Source organism: Thiomicrorhabdus arctica DSM 13458 (genome assembly GCF_000381085.1).
Taxonomy (GTDB): domain Bacteria; phylum Pseudomonadota; class Gammaproteobacteria; order Thiomicrospirales; family Thiomicrospiraceae; genus Thiomicrorhabdus; species Thiomicrorhabdus arctica.
This window is the reverse complement of the sequence record NZ_KB905899.1, coordinates 225,035-241,455: the sequence shown is the minus strand read 5'-3', so window position 1 is coordinate 241,455 and position 16,421 is coordinate 225,035. Positions and strand designations below refer to the sequence as shown.

The window sequence follows — 16,421 nt, the reverse complement described above, 5'->3', positions numbered from 1 at the left end:
CCTTACTCAAGGGATCTTAACTCTAACTCTTTACTCATTAAATAACGCACAATGTGTGCTTCATCTTCGGCGGCGATGCACGTGAACTTAAATGCCGTCCGCTTGCCATCTCTGACAGGTGTGTTGCCAGTCCTATTATTTTCCACAAAAACACACTCTGCTTGGGAAAATACAAACTGCTCGTCCATTAGAAATAAAGCACAGAGCGTTTCCCCTACCTGATAGTCTTCCTTCATCATGAGTGAGAATCCACCCGCGGCTAAATTGATGCGTTCAACTGGCCATTTCTCATATTCAGATAAGTTTTGATAGGCTCGCTTAAGTTTATTTAAAAGCGTTTCGTAATAATTAAATTTAAAAATAAGCTTTTCAATCACACTCGCCAGCCAGTTTCCTTGTTTGGCGATGACCTCCAAATTCGCAATATAATCCTGACTGCTGAAAAGAGAGCCTATGGGCATGTGAAACATAAAGACCTGGCCACTGATACTTTTATCAACCACCTCTACACATTCTAAAATTGCATTATCAATACTAAGATAAAATGCTTGTAGCAACGGAATCATTTTCGATGACCCTTTACCTTCTGGGCGTTTGTATTGGGCTTGCTCATGTTTTTTTTGCTGAAATTCTGGATGCGCGGTTGGATTTTTACCTTCAACAATAGATTCTACCAACCAAGCCATAAATGCCAATTTCTGGTTAAACTCATCAAACAGTTGCACCCCCCCATTTTGAAGATGAACCTCATCCTCAAAGAGAGACTCTAATTGACTATTTGCTGCATCCAAACGCTCTGCTTCACGGGGTTCGATTAATTGGGTTTTATCCACCTGTAAACAGGCACCCGAAGACCCCATTGGCTCAAAATAGACGGGGAGCGAAACATCAAATCTAAAAAATTCTCTTTGCTCTTTGTGCACTCCATAACTCCGTAATGAATAGGAAATCATCATGATCGACAACGTACGTTGTCTATTGGATACTATACAAAAAATCCGTGTAAATAGATAATTCTACCTGCATAAGATAAGACTCTCTTTAGAAGAGGAGGTGAGTGGCTTTCACAAACAAGCCAAACCGACTGTCATTACAAAATTCGATTTCAAACATCTTTTGCATCGGTTCTCGCGTGATCTCTCACTTAAAATTAAAGCCTAAAACAAACAATGTACCAATGTGTTTTGCCCATTCGCTCTACTCGTCGCAATACAAGAATTCATTGCCTGACATAAAAAAAACGCCCTAAGGCGCTTTTTATAAATCAACATGAGTAACAGAGGTCCTACTTTCTACCACTCGTCGATACGTGATAATGTGGGTCTTCCGAAACATTGACTTCCACCAAGTCTTTAGCCGCATGTAACAATATTTGACACTCTGGGCTCAAGTGTTTAAGCACCAATTTTTTACCCGCTTCTTGATATTTTTTGGTTAATGAATCAATCGCTTCAATCCCGGTATGGTCATATACTCGCGAGTGCATAAAATCGATTTGGACACATTCTGGATCATTTTTAGGATCAAACATATCGATAAAGTTTTTGGCAGAGGCGAAAAATAATGGCCCCTGCACTTTATATGTTTTAACCGTCTTACCGTTAATGACTTCTAATGATTGTTCCAACATTACACGTTGCGCATGCTCCCATGCAAAGACCAACGCGGCCACAATGACCCCGGCAATCACAGCTACCGCCAAATCAAACATGACGGTAAGAACAGTGACTAACACCATGACAAATGCATCCGCCTTACTCATGCCACGCATGATATTCCAACTAGACCAGTTAAACGTTGCGATAACCACAAAGAACATCAAACCAATCAAAGCCCCTATCGGCACCATTTCAATCCAAGAAGAGGCTACTAAAACAATGACCATCAACCCTAAAGCGGCTGAAATACCTGACCAACGCCCTGTTCCACCAGAGTTCACGTTAATCATTGACTGACCAATCAACGCACAGCCCCCCATCGTACCAAACGTACCAGCGGTACAGTTTGCCGCACCTAAAGCGATACACTCTTTATTACCTTTACCACGTGTATTGGTAATGTCATCAATCAAGGTCATGGTCAATAAAGATTCAACCGAGCCTATAATGGTTAAAATCACCGCATAAGGCAGAACAATCCATAATGTTTCTAAGCTCCAGAAGCCTTCAGGTAACGTCGTTAACCAACTCAAACCTTGAAAACCACCCTCGACACCATCACCGTAAATCAAAGACTCTAAAGTGCCGGAAACGGAGGCTTTATCTCCGACGGTAATCGCATTAATATCAAACATAATAACGGCAATAGAGACCAGTACAATCGCTGCTAGCGCCGATGGCACTGCTTTGGTAATCTTAGGCAGGAGGTAGATAATCGCTAAGGTTGACGCAATAATCATGAGCATGATATTCAGGCTATCGCCCGTTAACCACGCACCATTGACATCCTTAAACTGGGTGAACTGCGCCACGAGGATAATCAACGCCAGGCCGTTCACAAAACCAAGCATAACTGAACTCGGCACCATGCGGATAAAACGCCCCCACTTCATCAATCCAATGAATATTTGCATAACGCCCATCATAATGACCGCTAAGAATAAAAAAGAAGCCCCATGTTCCATCACCAAGTGCATCATAACGACCGCCAAAGAACCGGCGGCAGCGGTAATCATCCCTGGACGCCCACCAAAGATGGCTGTGATCATACCTACGATAATTGCCGCATACAGACCGACCAACGGGTGAACCCCAGCGACAAATGAAAAAGCCACTGCTTCGGGTACCAATGCCAAAGCGACCGTAATGCCGGACAGCGTATCATTTTTATAGGTTTGCCACTGAAATGGCTGACTTGGGTGACTCATGGAAACTCCTAGATTTAAAGTGCTGCAAATTTTACCAAAAACGCAGTACAATTATCGGATAATCAACGATTTATAGGGAATCAATTATGTGGATTCATCATATTGGCGAGATTGCTATGGGTTTCTTTATACTTCTTATTGCGCTACATTTTTCAGTACACTTTTTCTTTAAAGCCAAAGCTCGACGTATGAAAAATAAAAACAAGCCACTTAAGCAACGACAAGAAAAGTGAAACGATGATGGGTAAATTAATAGGATTAATAATTGGTACCGCATATCTTATTTTCTTTTGGGTAGGAGGGCCATTTTCTTTGTATGTTTTATTTTTTGAATCTGCAAGTGAAATTCGTAACTGGTTTTTTATCATGGCGATCGGCGCCACGATGGTCACCATTTTGGCTTTATGGCATCGAAAGTATGCACAACCTGAAACGCCGACAGGTACGCCAGGGTTTTCGCTTCTGCCCATGGGCATTGTATCTACCGTATTAAATTTGTTCATCGCCATCACCGCGGCTTTTTGGTAGTGACCCACTCCATTTTGTCCGAATGACTATATCGTAATAACCAAAAGTCGTTCTCCACTCAATGTAAAAAGCTTGTATATAACCATCGAACCACTTAATTATTAACAATACCGTAAAACAAGTTAACGTAGGCATTGAAACGATTCGCTACTATTGCGCGTATGGTTTGATGAAAGAGTCGCTTAAGCCGCTTACTGGCTATCCTGTTTATTCAGTCAAATGCTTTCCAGACCGTTTTTATTTAACAAAACAAAGATATTGAATTCAGACTCTCTAAAAGCAATCTCTCTTTCTAATCTTTAGTCAGCTTGGCTGTCTGATCTGTTTTTCTTTGCCCGCTTTTGTTTATAATGGTTATTTGAAGCGTCTTTAAGACGACTACCCCTCTTATACTAATCATAATAACCCAAGAGAGAGATCCAATGTGGGATGAAAAATACAGTGCACCAAATTACATTTATGGCACAAAACCTAACGAATTTTTAACACAAAATTTTAACCTTCTCCCCAAAGGTAAGATTCTTTGTTTAGCCGAAGGAGAAGGACGAAATGCAGTCTTTCTTGCGAAACAAGGATACTCCGTGACCGCTGTTGATGGTTCTGCAGTAGGCCTCCAAAAAGCTCGCAAATGGGCAGAAGAAAACCAGGTTTCTATAGAATTCATTCATGCCGATTTAGCCGATTACGAACTGGGCGAAGCGAAATGGGACGGAATCGTCTCTATCTTTTGCCACCTACCGGTTAATATCAGACGAGCCTTACATCAGAAAGTCGTTACCAGTCTTAAACAGGATGGTGTCATGTTGTTAGAAGCCTATACTCCAGACCAATTAAACTATAAGACTGGTGGTCCCACAACGGCAGATATGACCATGAATACAGTACAATTAACTGAAGAACTTAACGGCTTACAGTTTACTCTTATTCAAGAAATTGAACGTGATGTCGTTGAAGGTACGCATCACACGGGTACTGGCGCGGTGATTCAGGTCATTGCAAAAAAGCCATAAAAATACAACCGCCGTTTATCAACCAACTAAAAGTACAGGTTATGAACCGTTGCTCTGCAGCAAACAATGGGGATTAACTTTAGGGCTTTTTTATTGAAACAACTTGGCGAATGTGTTCTAAAGAAGCTTTTGTCACAAAGATCGGTTGAGACAACAAAGGGCATGATTTTGAATAAGTCTTTACTTTCCTTGCAAGAAAAAACCTAATTTTATTTGGACTTCAGCCTACTATGACAGCATGACATCCATTAAAAAACCCAATTGACCAGGCCTGGTCAATTGGGTTAAATGCATTACAAAATGATGCTCGCAAACATCTTAGTTAAACGTTATTCCGTAAGATATGAGCAGCAGTAATCTGCAATGTGCTTAACGTTAATATCAAACTTAGAGTTCGCGGGGACATAAAAACTTGTGCCATTTGGAATCGCTTTCCACTCGGTTTCACCGGGCAATAACACTTCGACATCACCAGAATGCATTTCCATGTTTTCAGCTAACTCAGTGCCAAATTTATACTCACCCGGCATCATAATGCCTAACGTTTTCTTAGAACCGTCAGCAAACAGAATTGTTCGACTGGTGACTTTGCCATCAAAATAGACAGACGCTTCTTTTAATACTGTGACATTGTCAAATTTAGACATGATGTTTTCCCTTTTATAACAAGTTACTTAATAATGTTTTCAACACTTTCATTTTGGACGAATTATAACCGAACCTTCAGCGCTAAAGCCAACTACGGTGTTTTAATCAGTATCGAAACGGTTTTTTTAACCAGAGGTGCAACTACCATAATTATTGGAAAAGCCACGGCAAAAGCAAACACCCAAGATTTAAGCCAGAGCGTGATAAAATCGTCAACCCAGCCTAAGTTAAAAAACGTAATCACAAAAGACATAATAAAAGACATCATGAACGACATAACGAGTGCAAAAACAATATGTTGGTACCTGTGATGAATCATTCAACTTCCTTTATTAAAGCTTGTCCGTCAGCTTTGTTATTCTTTGAACGCTTTTGAACTAATACATAAAATAACGGGATAAAGAACACGCCTAGAAATGTTGCGGAAATCATCCCGCCAATGACTCCCGTTCCAATCGCGTTATGTGCACCAGAACCCGCTCCGTTACTTAACGCTAAGGGTAAAACGCCAAAACCAAAGGCTAACGAGGTCATGATAATGGGACGAAAACGCATTTTTGCAGCATGAACCGTCGCTTCGACTAACTCAACCCCCTGTTCAACTTGCGCTTTGGCAAACTCGACAATCAAGATAGCATTTTTAGTCGCCAAACCGACAATCGTCAATAACCCAACCTGAAAGTAGATATCGCTTGGCTTACCCGTGAGCATAGCAGCGACTAAAGTCCCTAAAACACCCAGGGGCAACATTAACATAACCGAAATCGGTAAAGACCAACTCTCATACAATGCCGCCAAAACCAAAAATACGATTAGAATCGACAATACATACAAATACATCGCCATTTTTCCGGACTGCTTCTCTTCATAGGACAAACCTGTCCAATCAATTGAAACTCCTTTAGGCAATTTATCCACTAAGTTCTCAACCATCGCCATGGCTTGACCTGAACTGACATCAGGTGTCCACATCCCCATGACTTCGACTGCGGGCTGACCATTGTAACGTTCAAGTTTAGGCGAAGCTTGCCCCCAACTTAAGGTAGCAAACGCACTCACTGACACCATCTTGCCTTGGTCATTACGCACATACCAACTTCGAAGATCTTCTGGTGTCATTCGACTTTCTGCTTCAGCCTGCACGAATATTCTTTTTACTTTGCCTTGATAGACAAAGTCATCAACATACGCACTTCCCCAAGCCACAGAAAGTGCTTTATTTAAATCTGCTAACGATAGACCCAATGCAGCCGCTTTTTCACGATCAACCTGCAGCTGTAATGTAGGTGCAGGTTCCTGACCATTCGGACGAACGCCAACCAAACCTGGTTGAGCATTCCCCGCACCTAATAATTGATTACGTGCATCCATCAGCTTTTGACGTCCCATGCCGACATTATCTTTTAAGAAGAGATCAAATCCAGCCGCATTCCCCAACTCCATGACCGGTGGTGGTGCAAATGCGAACACCCTCGCTTCATTGATTTTGCTGAACTTCTGCATCGCTCTCGCACTCATTGCAGTAACAGATTGATCTGGATTTGATCGCTCACTCCAATCTTTAAGTTTAATAAATGCCATGGCCGTATTTTGACCTGTGCCCGAAAAGTTAAACCCTAAAATAGTGAATAAGGCATCGATATTTTCTGCTTCATCATTCAGAAAATGGTCTTCCAACTTTTTGACCACGGCTAACGTTTGTTCTTGAGTCGCGCCAGCAGGCATCATCACTTGACTCATCATCATGCCTTGGTCTTCATTCGGCAAAAAGCCTGACGGGGTTCTTAGGTATAAAAATGTCACCACAACGACCAACAACAAATAAAACACAATAAAAACATAACGCCAACGAATCATGCTCTTTACGCCCGTTATGTAACCATTGGTAATATGACCAAAACCGCGATTAAACCAACCATATAAACCTTTTGATTCAGCATTATGATCCACTGGTTTTAAAATAGTGGCACACAATGCTGGCGTTAAGATAAAGGCCGTCAGTACCGAGATCACCATCGCTGAAACGATGGTCACTGAGAATTGTTGGTAAATGACGCCAGAAGAACCGGGGAAAAAGGCCATCGGTAAAAACACTGCGCTTAATACCAATCCAATCCCGATCAGCGCGCCGGAAATCTGGTTCATGGACTTGCGGGTCGCTTCGGGTGCGGAAAGTCCCTCTTCATGCATCACTCTTTCAACGTTTTCGACCACAACAATAGCATCATCCACCAATAAACCGATGGCCAACACCATCGCAAACATGGTCAAGGTATTAATTGAATAACCAAACAGTGATAAGACACCAAAAGTCCCTAATAACACCACAGGCACGGCAATGGTCGGAATTAAGGTCGCCCTAAAATTACCCAGAAAAATAAACATCACCACAAACACTAACAAAATCGCTTCAATCAAGGTTTGAATGACCGATTCAATCGAGGCTCTTACAAAAGGCGTGCTGTCATAAGCTATGACATAGTCCATTCCCTGCGGGAAAAAAACCTTAAGTTCATCCAGTTTAGCTAACACATTTTCTTGGGTATCTAAAGCATTTGCACCGCTGGATAACTTGACCGCTAAACCCGCAACCGGTACACCTTTATAACGTGCCATTTTGGTATAACTTTCCGCACCTAATTCAACCCGTGCAACATCACTGATTCGAACTGCTGCCCCCTGCTCATCTGCACGAATCAAAATATGAGCAAATTCTTCAGGCGTTTTTAAACGACCCTGCAAATTAATCGTCGCATTAATGGGCTGTCCCGCTACCGCGGGCACTTCACCTAATTGACCCGCGGTCACCACAGCATTATTGGCTTGTAGCGCTTTCACCACATCTACCGAGGTGAGATTGTATTTAATTAATTTAGGCAGATCCAACCAAACACGCATGGCATATTGTGAAGAGAACAAAGTGATATCCCCCACACCATCGACTCGACTTAATGGATCCGCAATATTGGTGGCAATATAGTCCCCCAAATCAATCGCCGTTTGGCTATTGTCTTTAGAGATAAAGCCGACCACCATCAGGAAGTTTCTAACCGCCTTATTGACCTGAATCCCTTGACGTTGTACTTCTGGAGGTAGAGCCGCAGTCGCGAGCTGTAACTTATTTTGTACTTGCGTCTGAGCATAATCTGGATCAATATCATTATTAAATGTCAGAGTAATGGTTGCCGTACCCGTCGATTCACTTGCCGACTTCATATACAAAAGACCATCTAATCCTTTCATCTTATTTTCGATGACTTGCGTAACCGACTCTTCAATGGTTTTGGCAGAAGCGCCTGGATAGGTTGCAATAACGGAAATAGAGGGTGGTGCGATACTTGGATATTGCGATATAGGCAGGCTAAATAATGAGATACTGCCTGCCAACATAATGAGCAGTGCAATGACCCATGCAAATACAGGCCGATTAACAAAAAAGGTCGCGAAGGTGGCGCGAGAAGGAGATGAACTCACTTTCATGAGTGTGCTCCTTTTAACGCTTCTGCACCGTTAGCATTAGCTTTGGCTGGCACAACTTCAATATCAGCTTTTGAGCCAGGACGAACATACTGTAACCCTTTCGTAATCACTTGATCTCCAGCATTCAATCCACCGGTAATGACCCATTGACCTTCAAAAAGGCCTGATTCAACGACGGGTTTTACGCCGACTATATGATCCGCACTCAGCACCATGACCATAGCTCCGCCCTTGGCATTACGAAACAGAGCCGTAGAGGGCATTAAAAACACTTGATTTCGGTTGCCTAAAACCAACTGCCCTCTGATGAATGCCCCTGGGAGTAAACTAAAGTCAGGATTCGAAAAAACCGCTCTTAACACGACACTATCGGTTTCTCTATTCACCGTAAACTCAGAAAACTTAACAGAACCTTGATGGGGATATTGCGACCCATCATCCAAGGTGACATCGACTTTCAGCGGCACCTCTGACTGCGACATGGCCTGTTGCAGTGACATCATGTTATTCGCTGGCAAAGCAAAATCTACATACATTGGATCCATCGTTTGTACAATTGCAAGAGGGTTAGTTTGACTTTCAGTGACCAATGCCCCCTGTGTTACCAATGAGCGACTAATTTTTCCAGCAATCGGCGAATCGATAACGGTACGGTCAAGTCTAATTTTGGCAAATTCTAATGCTGCTTGGGTGGCAATGACGTTTGCCCTAGCTTCAGTTTCAGCGGCAATCGAATTATCAAGATCTTGCGCACTGATTGCATTAATTTTAACAACCTGTTTATTACGTTTACTGGTTAACTTTGCATTCTTTAACACAGATTGAGCTCGTTTAACTTCTGCCAACGCACTCTCATATTCTGCTTGATAAGAAGCCGGATCAATTTGATACAAAGATTCACCTGCTTTCACCCACCCTCCCTCAGTAAAGAGTCTCTGCTGAATAATACCTGTGACCTGTGGTCTAATTTCAGCGACCAAACTGGCTTCTATACGACCCGTCAAATTAACGACATTAGGAATGGATTGAGGTTGAGCGATGCTCACAGCGACTTTAGGCAGGGGTCTCGCGGAAGGCGCACCTTCTTGTTGTGTCTTATCGCAAGCAGACAACATCAATAATACAGCGATGAAACTGAACCCTTTTAGCAAAAACTGTATTTGGAAACCACGCAGGTTCATAATCGACCCTTTTAAATGTAAATGAAATCTAGCTTCCTAGAAAGCTATCTAAAACATTATTCTATCGAAAAACTATCTTTCTTGAAAGCTTTTTTATACAATATTTTGTACAAACAACTCAGAGCCTTAATGCATGACAATAAATAGCCTTAAAGACCGCTGCCCTCTTTGTAATGATGCGCCAGAAATGCACGCTTTTATACTTAATTTATTTTTAACGCATAAACGCATTATGCAATACTCAGAAAAAATATTTGCAGCACATGGCTTTACTACACTTGAATTTGATACTCTCGCCACCCTTTTAAGGGTCGCCGATAATGGTCTCATGAAACCTTCTGAGATTTATAAAAATTTAATTGTTTCTTCTGGTGGTATCACTAAGGTACTAAAAAAATTTGAAGAGTTGAAGCTTATCATTCGAATTCCGGATCCAGATGACAAACGCAGCCATTGGGTTGAAATTACGCCTAAAGGTGAAGCCATTGGCTTAGAAATCCTAAAAGAGATTATTCAAGCTCATAAAAATAACCTTAAAGCCACCGCTAAAGAGTTACAGTCAATGGGTGATAAGCTTGAGAAAATTGTCGAGCAACTCAATTGATTTAAAACAGAAACCTATTTATTTAGATATAAAAAAAGCACCTGACCAGGTGCTTTTTAGCAGACAAAATTAACCCACTCCAATAAGACTACCCGCGCATTCTCATAAAATGAGTCGCCATATAAATCTCTCTTAAAAAGAGCGTTAAGGCCAACATAAAGGTCGTCATTCCCAATATAAACAAACTGGCAATAAGCAAGCCACCACTAAATGAAAAGAATGAACTTAAAAAGAGAACCATAATGACCGATGCGACTAAGAACCCTGTCATGGTGCACAAGAGTATCGCAAAATTCATATTTCTAGAACGCTTCTCTAAATAGACTCGTTGGATTTCTAATGCTTGGACTCTTCGTTCACCAGCACTTTTCTTAGACATACAGGGATCTTTTTGTGACTGCTGTAGCTCGGTATTGATCTTATCGACTTTATCGATAATCCGGGCCAAACGTTGCGAAAATACGCCCAAAATCGCCCCAACACCGGCAATCAAAAACACAGGAGCAACCGATAATTGAATAAGGTGTGAAACGGTATTGACGGCACTATCATCAATGGTAAAAATCACAGTGTGATCACTCCAATTAAAAGCCTCTAAATTTCATTGAGACACATAAATCAAGTACGAATATGGCCTTCGCCTATAAATTCAATCTGATACCCATCAGGATCCTCGGCAAATGCAATAATCGTATTGCCTGCATTCATCGGTCCTGCTTCGCGGATAATCTTACCACCCACCTTTTTAATCGCATCCGCCGTGGCATAAACATCGGGCACTTCAATGGCAATATGTCCATACCCATTACCCAAATCGTATTCCGTGACACCCCAGTTGTAGGTCAACTCTAATACCGTATTTTCCGCTTCGTTAGAATAGCCTAAAAACGCTAACGTAAACTCGCCTTTTGGGTATTCTTTTTGACGCAGTAACGTCATACCAAGCACTTCAGTGTAAAAAGCAATCGATTTTTCTAAGTTACCGACTCGTAACATGGTGTGTAATAAACGCATCTTTTTCTCCTTAATTGCTTCTTAATGTGTGATGGCTCAATCTTAACAATGTTATAAGGTTTTTATTCTCTTATTTGGTCAGTTTTTGAATATTCATTTAGTCCAACGCCAAGCAATGCCTAATGCGATCAACACGGCAAAAGCACTTAACACATAACCGAGTAAAGCCCCCCCTGCGGCCCAGGCATAACCTGCCATTAACATGCCTAAAGCGCCCCCCAATCCATGACTGGATGCAGCGTAAATGGCTTGACCTTTACCGTGGTGTTTACCCGTAAAGTAGTCATCAATTAAATGAATGGCTGCTGCATGAAATAGCCCAAAACTTGCGGCATGCAGCAGTTGCGCCACAACCATCCACGATAGACTATCATCTAAAGTTCCGGTCATTAGCCAGCGCACTAAGGTTAAAAAGACACTTAACAAAATTAAAAAGCGAACCGTGTAGCGACTGAAAATTTTTCGCATCCAAAAGAACACGGCCACTTCCGCTACCACGCCCAAAGCCCACAATGATGCAATGGTGGTTTTATCGTAGCCTAAATCACTCAACTGAATGGTGAAAAAACCGTAATAAACGCCGTGTGATAATTGGACTAAAAAACTGACCATCAATAAACTGATAACTTCTGGCCGTTTAAGGATGTCTAAAAACCCCAGTGACAGTTCATTATCGTGATGGCGTTTACCCTCCTTCACTAAATAAGCACTCAACCACACCAATGCCAGTAAAAACACCAGATCCCAAGGCAGAACCGAAACACTGAAGACTTCAATCTGCCAACCAATTAGCACCACCGCAGCAATAAAACCTATCGACCCCCAAAGGCGAATATCCCCATAACGGTGCTTTTCATCGCCTAAACACCCAAAAGTATAAGACTCAAATTGCGGTAAAGAAGCGTGCCAGAAAAAACTGAAGACCAGTATCGTCAGCATTAAACCCCAGTAGCTTTCAAAGACCACTAAACCCATGCTCGTCAGTAAAGTTAAACCTGTGGCAACACGCACCCAATGAATGGTTTTACCATTTCGATCGGCCAACCAACCCCAGACATTTGGTGCGACAATTTTCGTTAAGAGCAAAGCCGCCAATAACTGACCGATTTCAATTGGGTTAAAATTCAGAGACTGTAGATACAGCCCTAAATAAGGTAATAACGCACCAAGTACACTAAAATATAAAAAATAGTGTAGCGATAAGCGTTTATGGGTGGATTGAAAGGAACCGTCTGACATAATGGTAAATTAGTGACTCTGAGATTAGGGGTTGAATGCTTTAAGAGCAAGCTTTAGATCCGTCTAGAAACAGAAACGGAGTATTTATGTTGATTCATAAATACTCCGTTGTATTTGTATCGTCTAGTTGGATTTTAACCGCATGAGCGTTTTATTCTATGAGTGACAAGAAAACTTAATCTGACGCGTGTGCCAAATCCATAATCGGTGGGACGACATCGCCATTTTGTGCGCGGTTACGCATAAAATGATCTAACAGAACAATTGCCATCTGTGCTTCGGCAATCGGCGTTGCGCGAATCCCCACGCAAGGATCGTGGCGACCTTTTGTGACCATCTCAACGGCTTCACCTGCCGCGTTGATACTGCGACCTGGTGTCATAATGCTCGACGTTGGTTTTAACGCGATGTGCGCTATGATCTCTTGACCCGTCGAAATACCACCTAAGATACCGCCCGCATGATTCGATTCAAAGCCTTGCGGCGTCATTTCATCACGGTGTTCCGTCCCGCGTTGCGCAGCGACCGCAAAACCGTCGCCCATCTCGACACCTTTAACGGCGTTAATACTCATTAAGGCGTGTGCTAAGTCAGCATCCAAACGGTCGAACACCGGCTCACCCAAACCCACAGGGACATTCTTGGCGATAATGGTGATTTTTGCACCAACTGAATCTTTCTGTTTGAGCAACTCATCCATATAGGCACGAATCTCTTCGGTTTTCTCTAAATCTGGGCAGAAATATTCATTGCTGTTATCGAATGGCCAAGTCACATTTTCAACCATGATGGGTCCTAACTGAGACAAGTAACCTTTCACTTCTACGCCTAAACGCTCTCTAAGATATTTTTTAGCAATCGCCCCCGCGGCAACGCGCATTGCCGTTTCCCGTGCTGAAGAACGTCCACCACCACGGTAATCACGTAGACCATACTTTTGTGTGTAGGTGTAATCTGCGTGCGCGGGTCGAAAAGTTTCCGCCACCTTAGAGTAATCTTTAGAACGTTGATCTTTATTGTGAATTAGCAAACCGATTGGCGTGCCGGTGGTTTTACCTTTAAACACGCCCGACAGAATCTGCACTTCATCATCTTCGCGACGCGCCGTTGCGTGTTTAGAGGTGCCGGGTTTACGGCGATCAAGCTCAGCTTGAATGTCCGCTTCACACAAATCCATACCAGGAGGACAGCCGTCTACAATGCAGCCTAATGCAATTCCATGGCTCTCACCAAAGGTAGTGACTTTGAAATTTTGTCCTAGCGTATTACCCGACATAAGCCTACTTCTTTCTAATCTTGGTTATAATCTGTATATTCTACCTAAAAAACGCCTGATGTGCATTCTTGAGACCGCTTAAAAAACAATCGAAAACACCCCAAAACCAACATAATTACAACTTCAGGACAACTTTAGGAGAACCCTATGAAACGGCAACAGCATTGGCAATCGTCCCAGCCTTTTATTCATGGCCATACCGTGCAAGTCGATGAGTTGGATTTTCTACAACACGTCAACAATAAAACCTATCTAACTTGGATGGAACAAGTGGCCTGGTTGCATAGCCAATCGGTCGGTATCAATCACGATACCCAAAAACGACTCAATCGAATTATGGTGATTAAAGAACATCGAATGTTTTACCATGCAGGGAGTTATTTAGATGATGAACTGTTGATTGGCACTTGGTTAGGGGAACAAAAAGGCTGTTGTGTAAGAGAACGTCATTATCAGATTATTCGAGTAGGTGATGGGTTGACTGTCTTCACCGCCACCACCGAGTTTGTGTGTGTTGATTTAAAAAATCTGCGCCCCAAACCCATCCCTGAAGCCTTTATTGCTCCCTATCTTAATTAAGGGGGGAATAAGGCCTCCTTAAACAATCTGCCCAGGCCTGGTTAAAAGAGACGGCCTTAACCAATTTGTTAAATTAACGTCAATTCCAAGTTTCTATATTGACCCTGCCGAAAACAATGATCTGGTAAGCAAAATTTTCTTTTTGAACTCTCTTTAGAGACCCTGTTTTAGGAATATCACCCAAATTTCAATCTTTTCTAAACGAACGTCTAAGCTGACATTTTACCGAGTTTAATGCCTTTTTCAGTAAGAGCTTATTCACGCATCCATGGTGAACAGCACTCTCAAGTGGACAAACCATGGACAAATTATTATTTCGTCTTATTTGATTCAATCATTTCCTAAATAGGTCTAAAATGCTTATGCGTATGAATGATCATCTCATTGTTCAATCGTGGCCTTTTTTCTCGCGAGTCCAGAGTAATATAAACCAACATCGGTGAGATCAACCCTATGCAGTAAAAAACGTTTGAAAACCAATTAGTTTCATTAGAGAATTGATAATTTATTCATAACAGTCTTAAATACGATGAATCATCGTAATAGAGTAACCCCCTTGCATTCAAATCAAGTGCCTCTGGAGCCATAGCTTATGCTAAAAAAACTCATTCCTTTAACCATTCTTGCATTGTTTGCAAACGTAGCCAATGCCACTAACTTTAGCTATACATCCTTTGGAATGGATCTTGGTCAAATCAATGTAAATGGGCTATCAAAAGAGTTAAATGCCTACGGTATGAACGCTTCACTGCAAATTCACAGCAACCTCTATTTGCTGGGTTCTTATCTTTCCGCAGAAAAGAATGTAAACGGCCTTGATGTGACCCGAGAGAGCACTCAGCTTGGTATTGGTGGGGCTATTCCGCTCATGCAGTTCGTGGATGGCTTTGCCACCGCCAGCTACGCGAGGGCTGCCGCTGAGGATTGTTCTAAGACGTCATGCATAAAAGCGAATGATCATGGCTATGTCCTCTCAGCGGGCGTAAAGGCTTGGTTAACAGACTCGATTGACCTTCTAGCAGCCTTAGGCTATTCAGAGCTGACACAGACCAATTCTGGCAATACCTCAACTAAATTTGGCATCGGTATTTGGCCCTCTAAAAAGCACCGATTTGGTTTAGGTTTCATAAATGGCGAGAGATCAAATTCCGTCAGCATCAACTACACTTACTATCCCACTTCAAAATAGCAAAGCAGTAGGTAACTCATCCGTGCCTAAAGGCAAGGTTCGAACTTTACAGCACAGCTTATTCGGGGGAGTGTAAAAGTCAAGCTCGTTGGCTCAGACATTGAACCTGCTTAAATCAGTAAATCCCCAAAACCCCAAATTAAAGTCCCGAGGATGATGGTCAGGTGAGACAATTTAACTTTTTTATAATGCCATTTAGAGGGCGACAGATCGGGAATATCGCCCGAGTCATCCACTTTCTCTAAACTGACATATAAACGGTTTAATTCATTATGCAGTAATAAGTACTCACTCATCAGTGAGAGCAACACCATTAAACTGCCAAAACGCGCAAACCACATAGGTTCTAAAACAAGCCCTAAAACCAACCCCACCAAACCTGATAACCAAGACAAGATTAATAACAATCCACTTTTTTTCTGCACCCTTACCTCCACACAACTGATTTTATTATCGCTAGATTACCGAATCTAAACAGGCTTGTCTAATGATGTTCTAGAAGTGCCTCTTAATCTCCGAATTATAGTAGATCTCATCGACTGTTTTCTCACTTAAACGGCTCGTTTTTCGAAAAGATTTTTACTCCTAAAATAAGAATGGTATCCTCTCGGTTCATCTCATTTCAACACCTGATGAGACTAAGTAGCGGTTTTATTCTTGATGCAAATCATTATTTAATTTCATTTAAGTAAATCGCCCAAAAATAGATCAAAAATAGGCCTAAAATGATTAAGCGTAGTAATGATAATTTAACGTTAAATAAAGACATTTTATCTCGACTGCCGTAGGTAACTTAAATCCAATACA

At 42.0% G+C, this 16,421-nt stretch carries 16 protein-coding genes; 5 read left to right on the top strand and 11 right to left on the bottom strand.

The genetic code is table 11. The features are described 5' to 3' along the window. Positions 1–2: 2 nt before the first annotated feature. Both F612_RS0101080 and F612_RS0101075 read right to left on the bottom strand, forming a co-directional pair. On the bottom strand, positions 3–923 hold the full coding sequence (locus F612_RS0101080) for a PilZ domain-containing protein (RefSeq protein ID WP_019555892.1): 921 nt from the start codon (positions 921–923) through the stop codon (positions 3–5). A gap of 362 nt (positions 924–1,285) precedes the next feature. Then, positions 1,286–2,866: a SulP family inorganic anion transporter gene (locus F612_RS0101075; protein ID WP_019555891.1), complete on the bottom strand. Its 1,581-nt coding sequence runs from the start codon at positions 2,864–2,866 to the stop codon at positions 1,286–1,288. 237 nt (positions 2,867–3,103) lie between these two features. Between F612_RS0101075 and F612_RS0101065 the strand changes: the two genes are divergently transcribed. Beyond that, positions 3,104–3,394, top strand: coding sequence for a hypothetical protein (locus F612_RS0101065; RefSeq protein ID WP_019555889.1), 291 nt, complete (start codon positions 3,104–3,106; stop codon positions 3,392–3,394). Positions 3,395–3,816: 422 nt separating this feature from the next. Then, positions 3,817–4,404, top strand: a complete 588-nt coding sequence (locus tag F612_RS0101060; RefSeq protein ID WP_019555888.1) for a class I SAM-dependent methyltransferase — start codon at positions 3,817–3,819, stop codon at positions 4,402–4,404. Positions 4,405–4,733: 329 nt separating this feature from the next. On the opposite strand, the gene ppnP is transcribed toward F612_RS0101060, so the two are convergent. From ppnP to F612_RS11900, 4 genes are all read right to left on the bottom strand, one after another. Further along, positions 4,734–5,051 (bottom strand): pyrimidine/purine nucleoside phosphorylase, encoded by a 318-nt coding sequence (gene ppnP / locus F612_RS0101055; RefSeq protein ID WP_019555887.1) that lies wholly within the window; start codon positions 5,049–5,051, stop codon positions 4,734–4,736. Positions 5,052–5,143: 92 nt separating this feature from the next. After that, the gene (locus F612_RS0101050; RefSeq protein WP_019555886.1) at positions 5,144–5,371 is read right to left on the bottom strand and encodes a DUF2798 domain-containing protein; all 228 of its coding nucleotides are present in this window, start codon (positions 5,369–5,371) and stop codon (positions 5,144–5,146) included. Continuing rightward, positions 5,368–8,532 carry an efflux RND transporter permease subunit gene (locus tag F612_RS11905; protein WP_019555885.1) on the bottom strand — a complete coding sequence of 1,055 codons (3,165 nt, stop codon included), beginning with the start codon at positions 8,530–8,532 and terminating at the stop codon, positions 5,368–5,370. Before F612_RS11905 ends, F612_RS0101050 begins: the two co-directional genes overlap by 4 nt. Continuing rightward, positions 8,529–9,713, bottom strand: coding sequence for an efflux RND transporter periplasmic adaptor subunit (locus F612_RS11900; RefSeq protein WP_019555884.1), 1,185 nt, complete (start codon positions 9,711–9,713; stop codon positions 8,529–8,531). Before F612_RS11900 ends, F612_RS11905 begins: the two co-directional genes overlap by 4 nt. A gap of 133 nt (positions 9,714–9,846) precedes the next feature. On the opposite strand from F612_RS11900, the gene F612_RS0101035 reads away from it, so the two are divergent. Then, positions 9,847–10,317: a MarR family winged helix-turn-helix transcriptional regulator gene (locus F612_RS0101035; RefSeq protein ID WP_019555883.1), complete on the top strand. Its 471-nt coding sequence runs from the start codon at positions 9,847–9,849 to the stop codon at positions 10,315–10,317. 88 nt (positions 10,318–10,405) lie between these two features. On the opposite strand, the gene F612_RS0101030 is transcribed toward F612_RS0101035, so the two are convergent. The 4 genes from F612_RS0101030 to aroC all read right to left on the bottom strand — a co-directional run bounded on the left by F612_RS0101030 (position 10,406) and on the right by aroC (position 13,846). Then, positions 10,406–10,885 carry a DUF2721 domain-containing protein gene (locus F612_RS0101030; RefSeq protein ID WP_019555882.1) on the bottom strand — a complete coding sequence of 160 codons (480 nt, stop codon included), beginning with the start codon at positions 10,883–10,885 and terminating at the stop codon, positions 10,406–10,408. Between the two features lie 50 nt (positions 10,886–10,935). Then, positions 10,936–11,331: a lactoylglutathione lyase gene (gloA, locus tag F612_RS0101025; RefSeq protein ID WP_019555881.1), complete on the bottom strand. Its 396-nt coding sequence runs from the start codon at positions 11,329–11,331 to the stop codon at positions 10,936–10,938. Between the two features lie 93 nt (positions 11,332–11,424). Next, positions 11,425–12,570 (bottom strand): MFS transporter, encoded by a 1,146-nt coding sequence (locus tag F612_RS0101020; RefSeq protein ID WP_019555880.1) that lies wholly within the window; start codon positions 12,568–12,570, stop codon positions 11,425–11,427. Positions 12,571–12,745: 175 nt separating this feature from the next. Beyond that, entirely contained in the window at positions 12,746–13,846 is a 1,101-nt protein-coding gene (aroC, locus tag F612_RS0101015; protein ID WP_019555879.1) for a chorismate synthase, read from the bottom strand. A 147-nt stretch (positions 13,847–13,993) separates the two neighbouring features. Between aroC and F612_RS0101010 the strand changes: the two genes are divergently transcribed. Both F612_RS0101010 and F612_RS0101005 read left to right on the top strand, forming a co-directional pair. Beyond that, positions 13,994–14,425: an acyl-CoA thioesterase gene (locus tag F612_RS0101010; protein ID WP_019555878.1), complete on the top strand. Its 432-nt coding sequence runs from the start codon at positions 13,994–13,996 to the stop codon at positions 14,423–14,425. Between the two features lie 592 nt (positions 14,426–15,017). Further along, positions 15,018–15,614, top strand: coding sequence for a hypothetical protein (locus tag F612_RS0101005; RefSeq protein WP_019555877.1), 597 nt, complete (start codon positions 15,018–15,020; stop codon positions 15,612–15,614). Between the two features lie 110 nt (positions 15,615–15,724). Here F612_RS0101005 and F612_RS0101000 read toward each other — a convergent pair whose 3' ends face one another. After that, positions 15,725–16,039, bottom strand: a complete 315-nt coding sequence (locus tag F612_RS0101000; RefSeq protein WP_019555876.1) for a hypothetical protein — start codon at positions 16,037–16,039, stop codon at positions 15,725–15,727. Between the last annotated feature and the right edge of the window lie 382 nt (positions 16,040–16,421).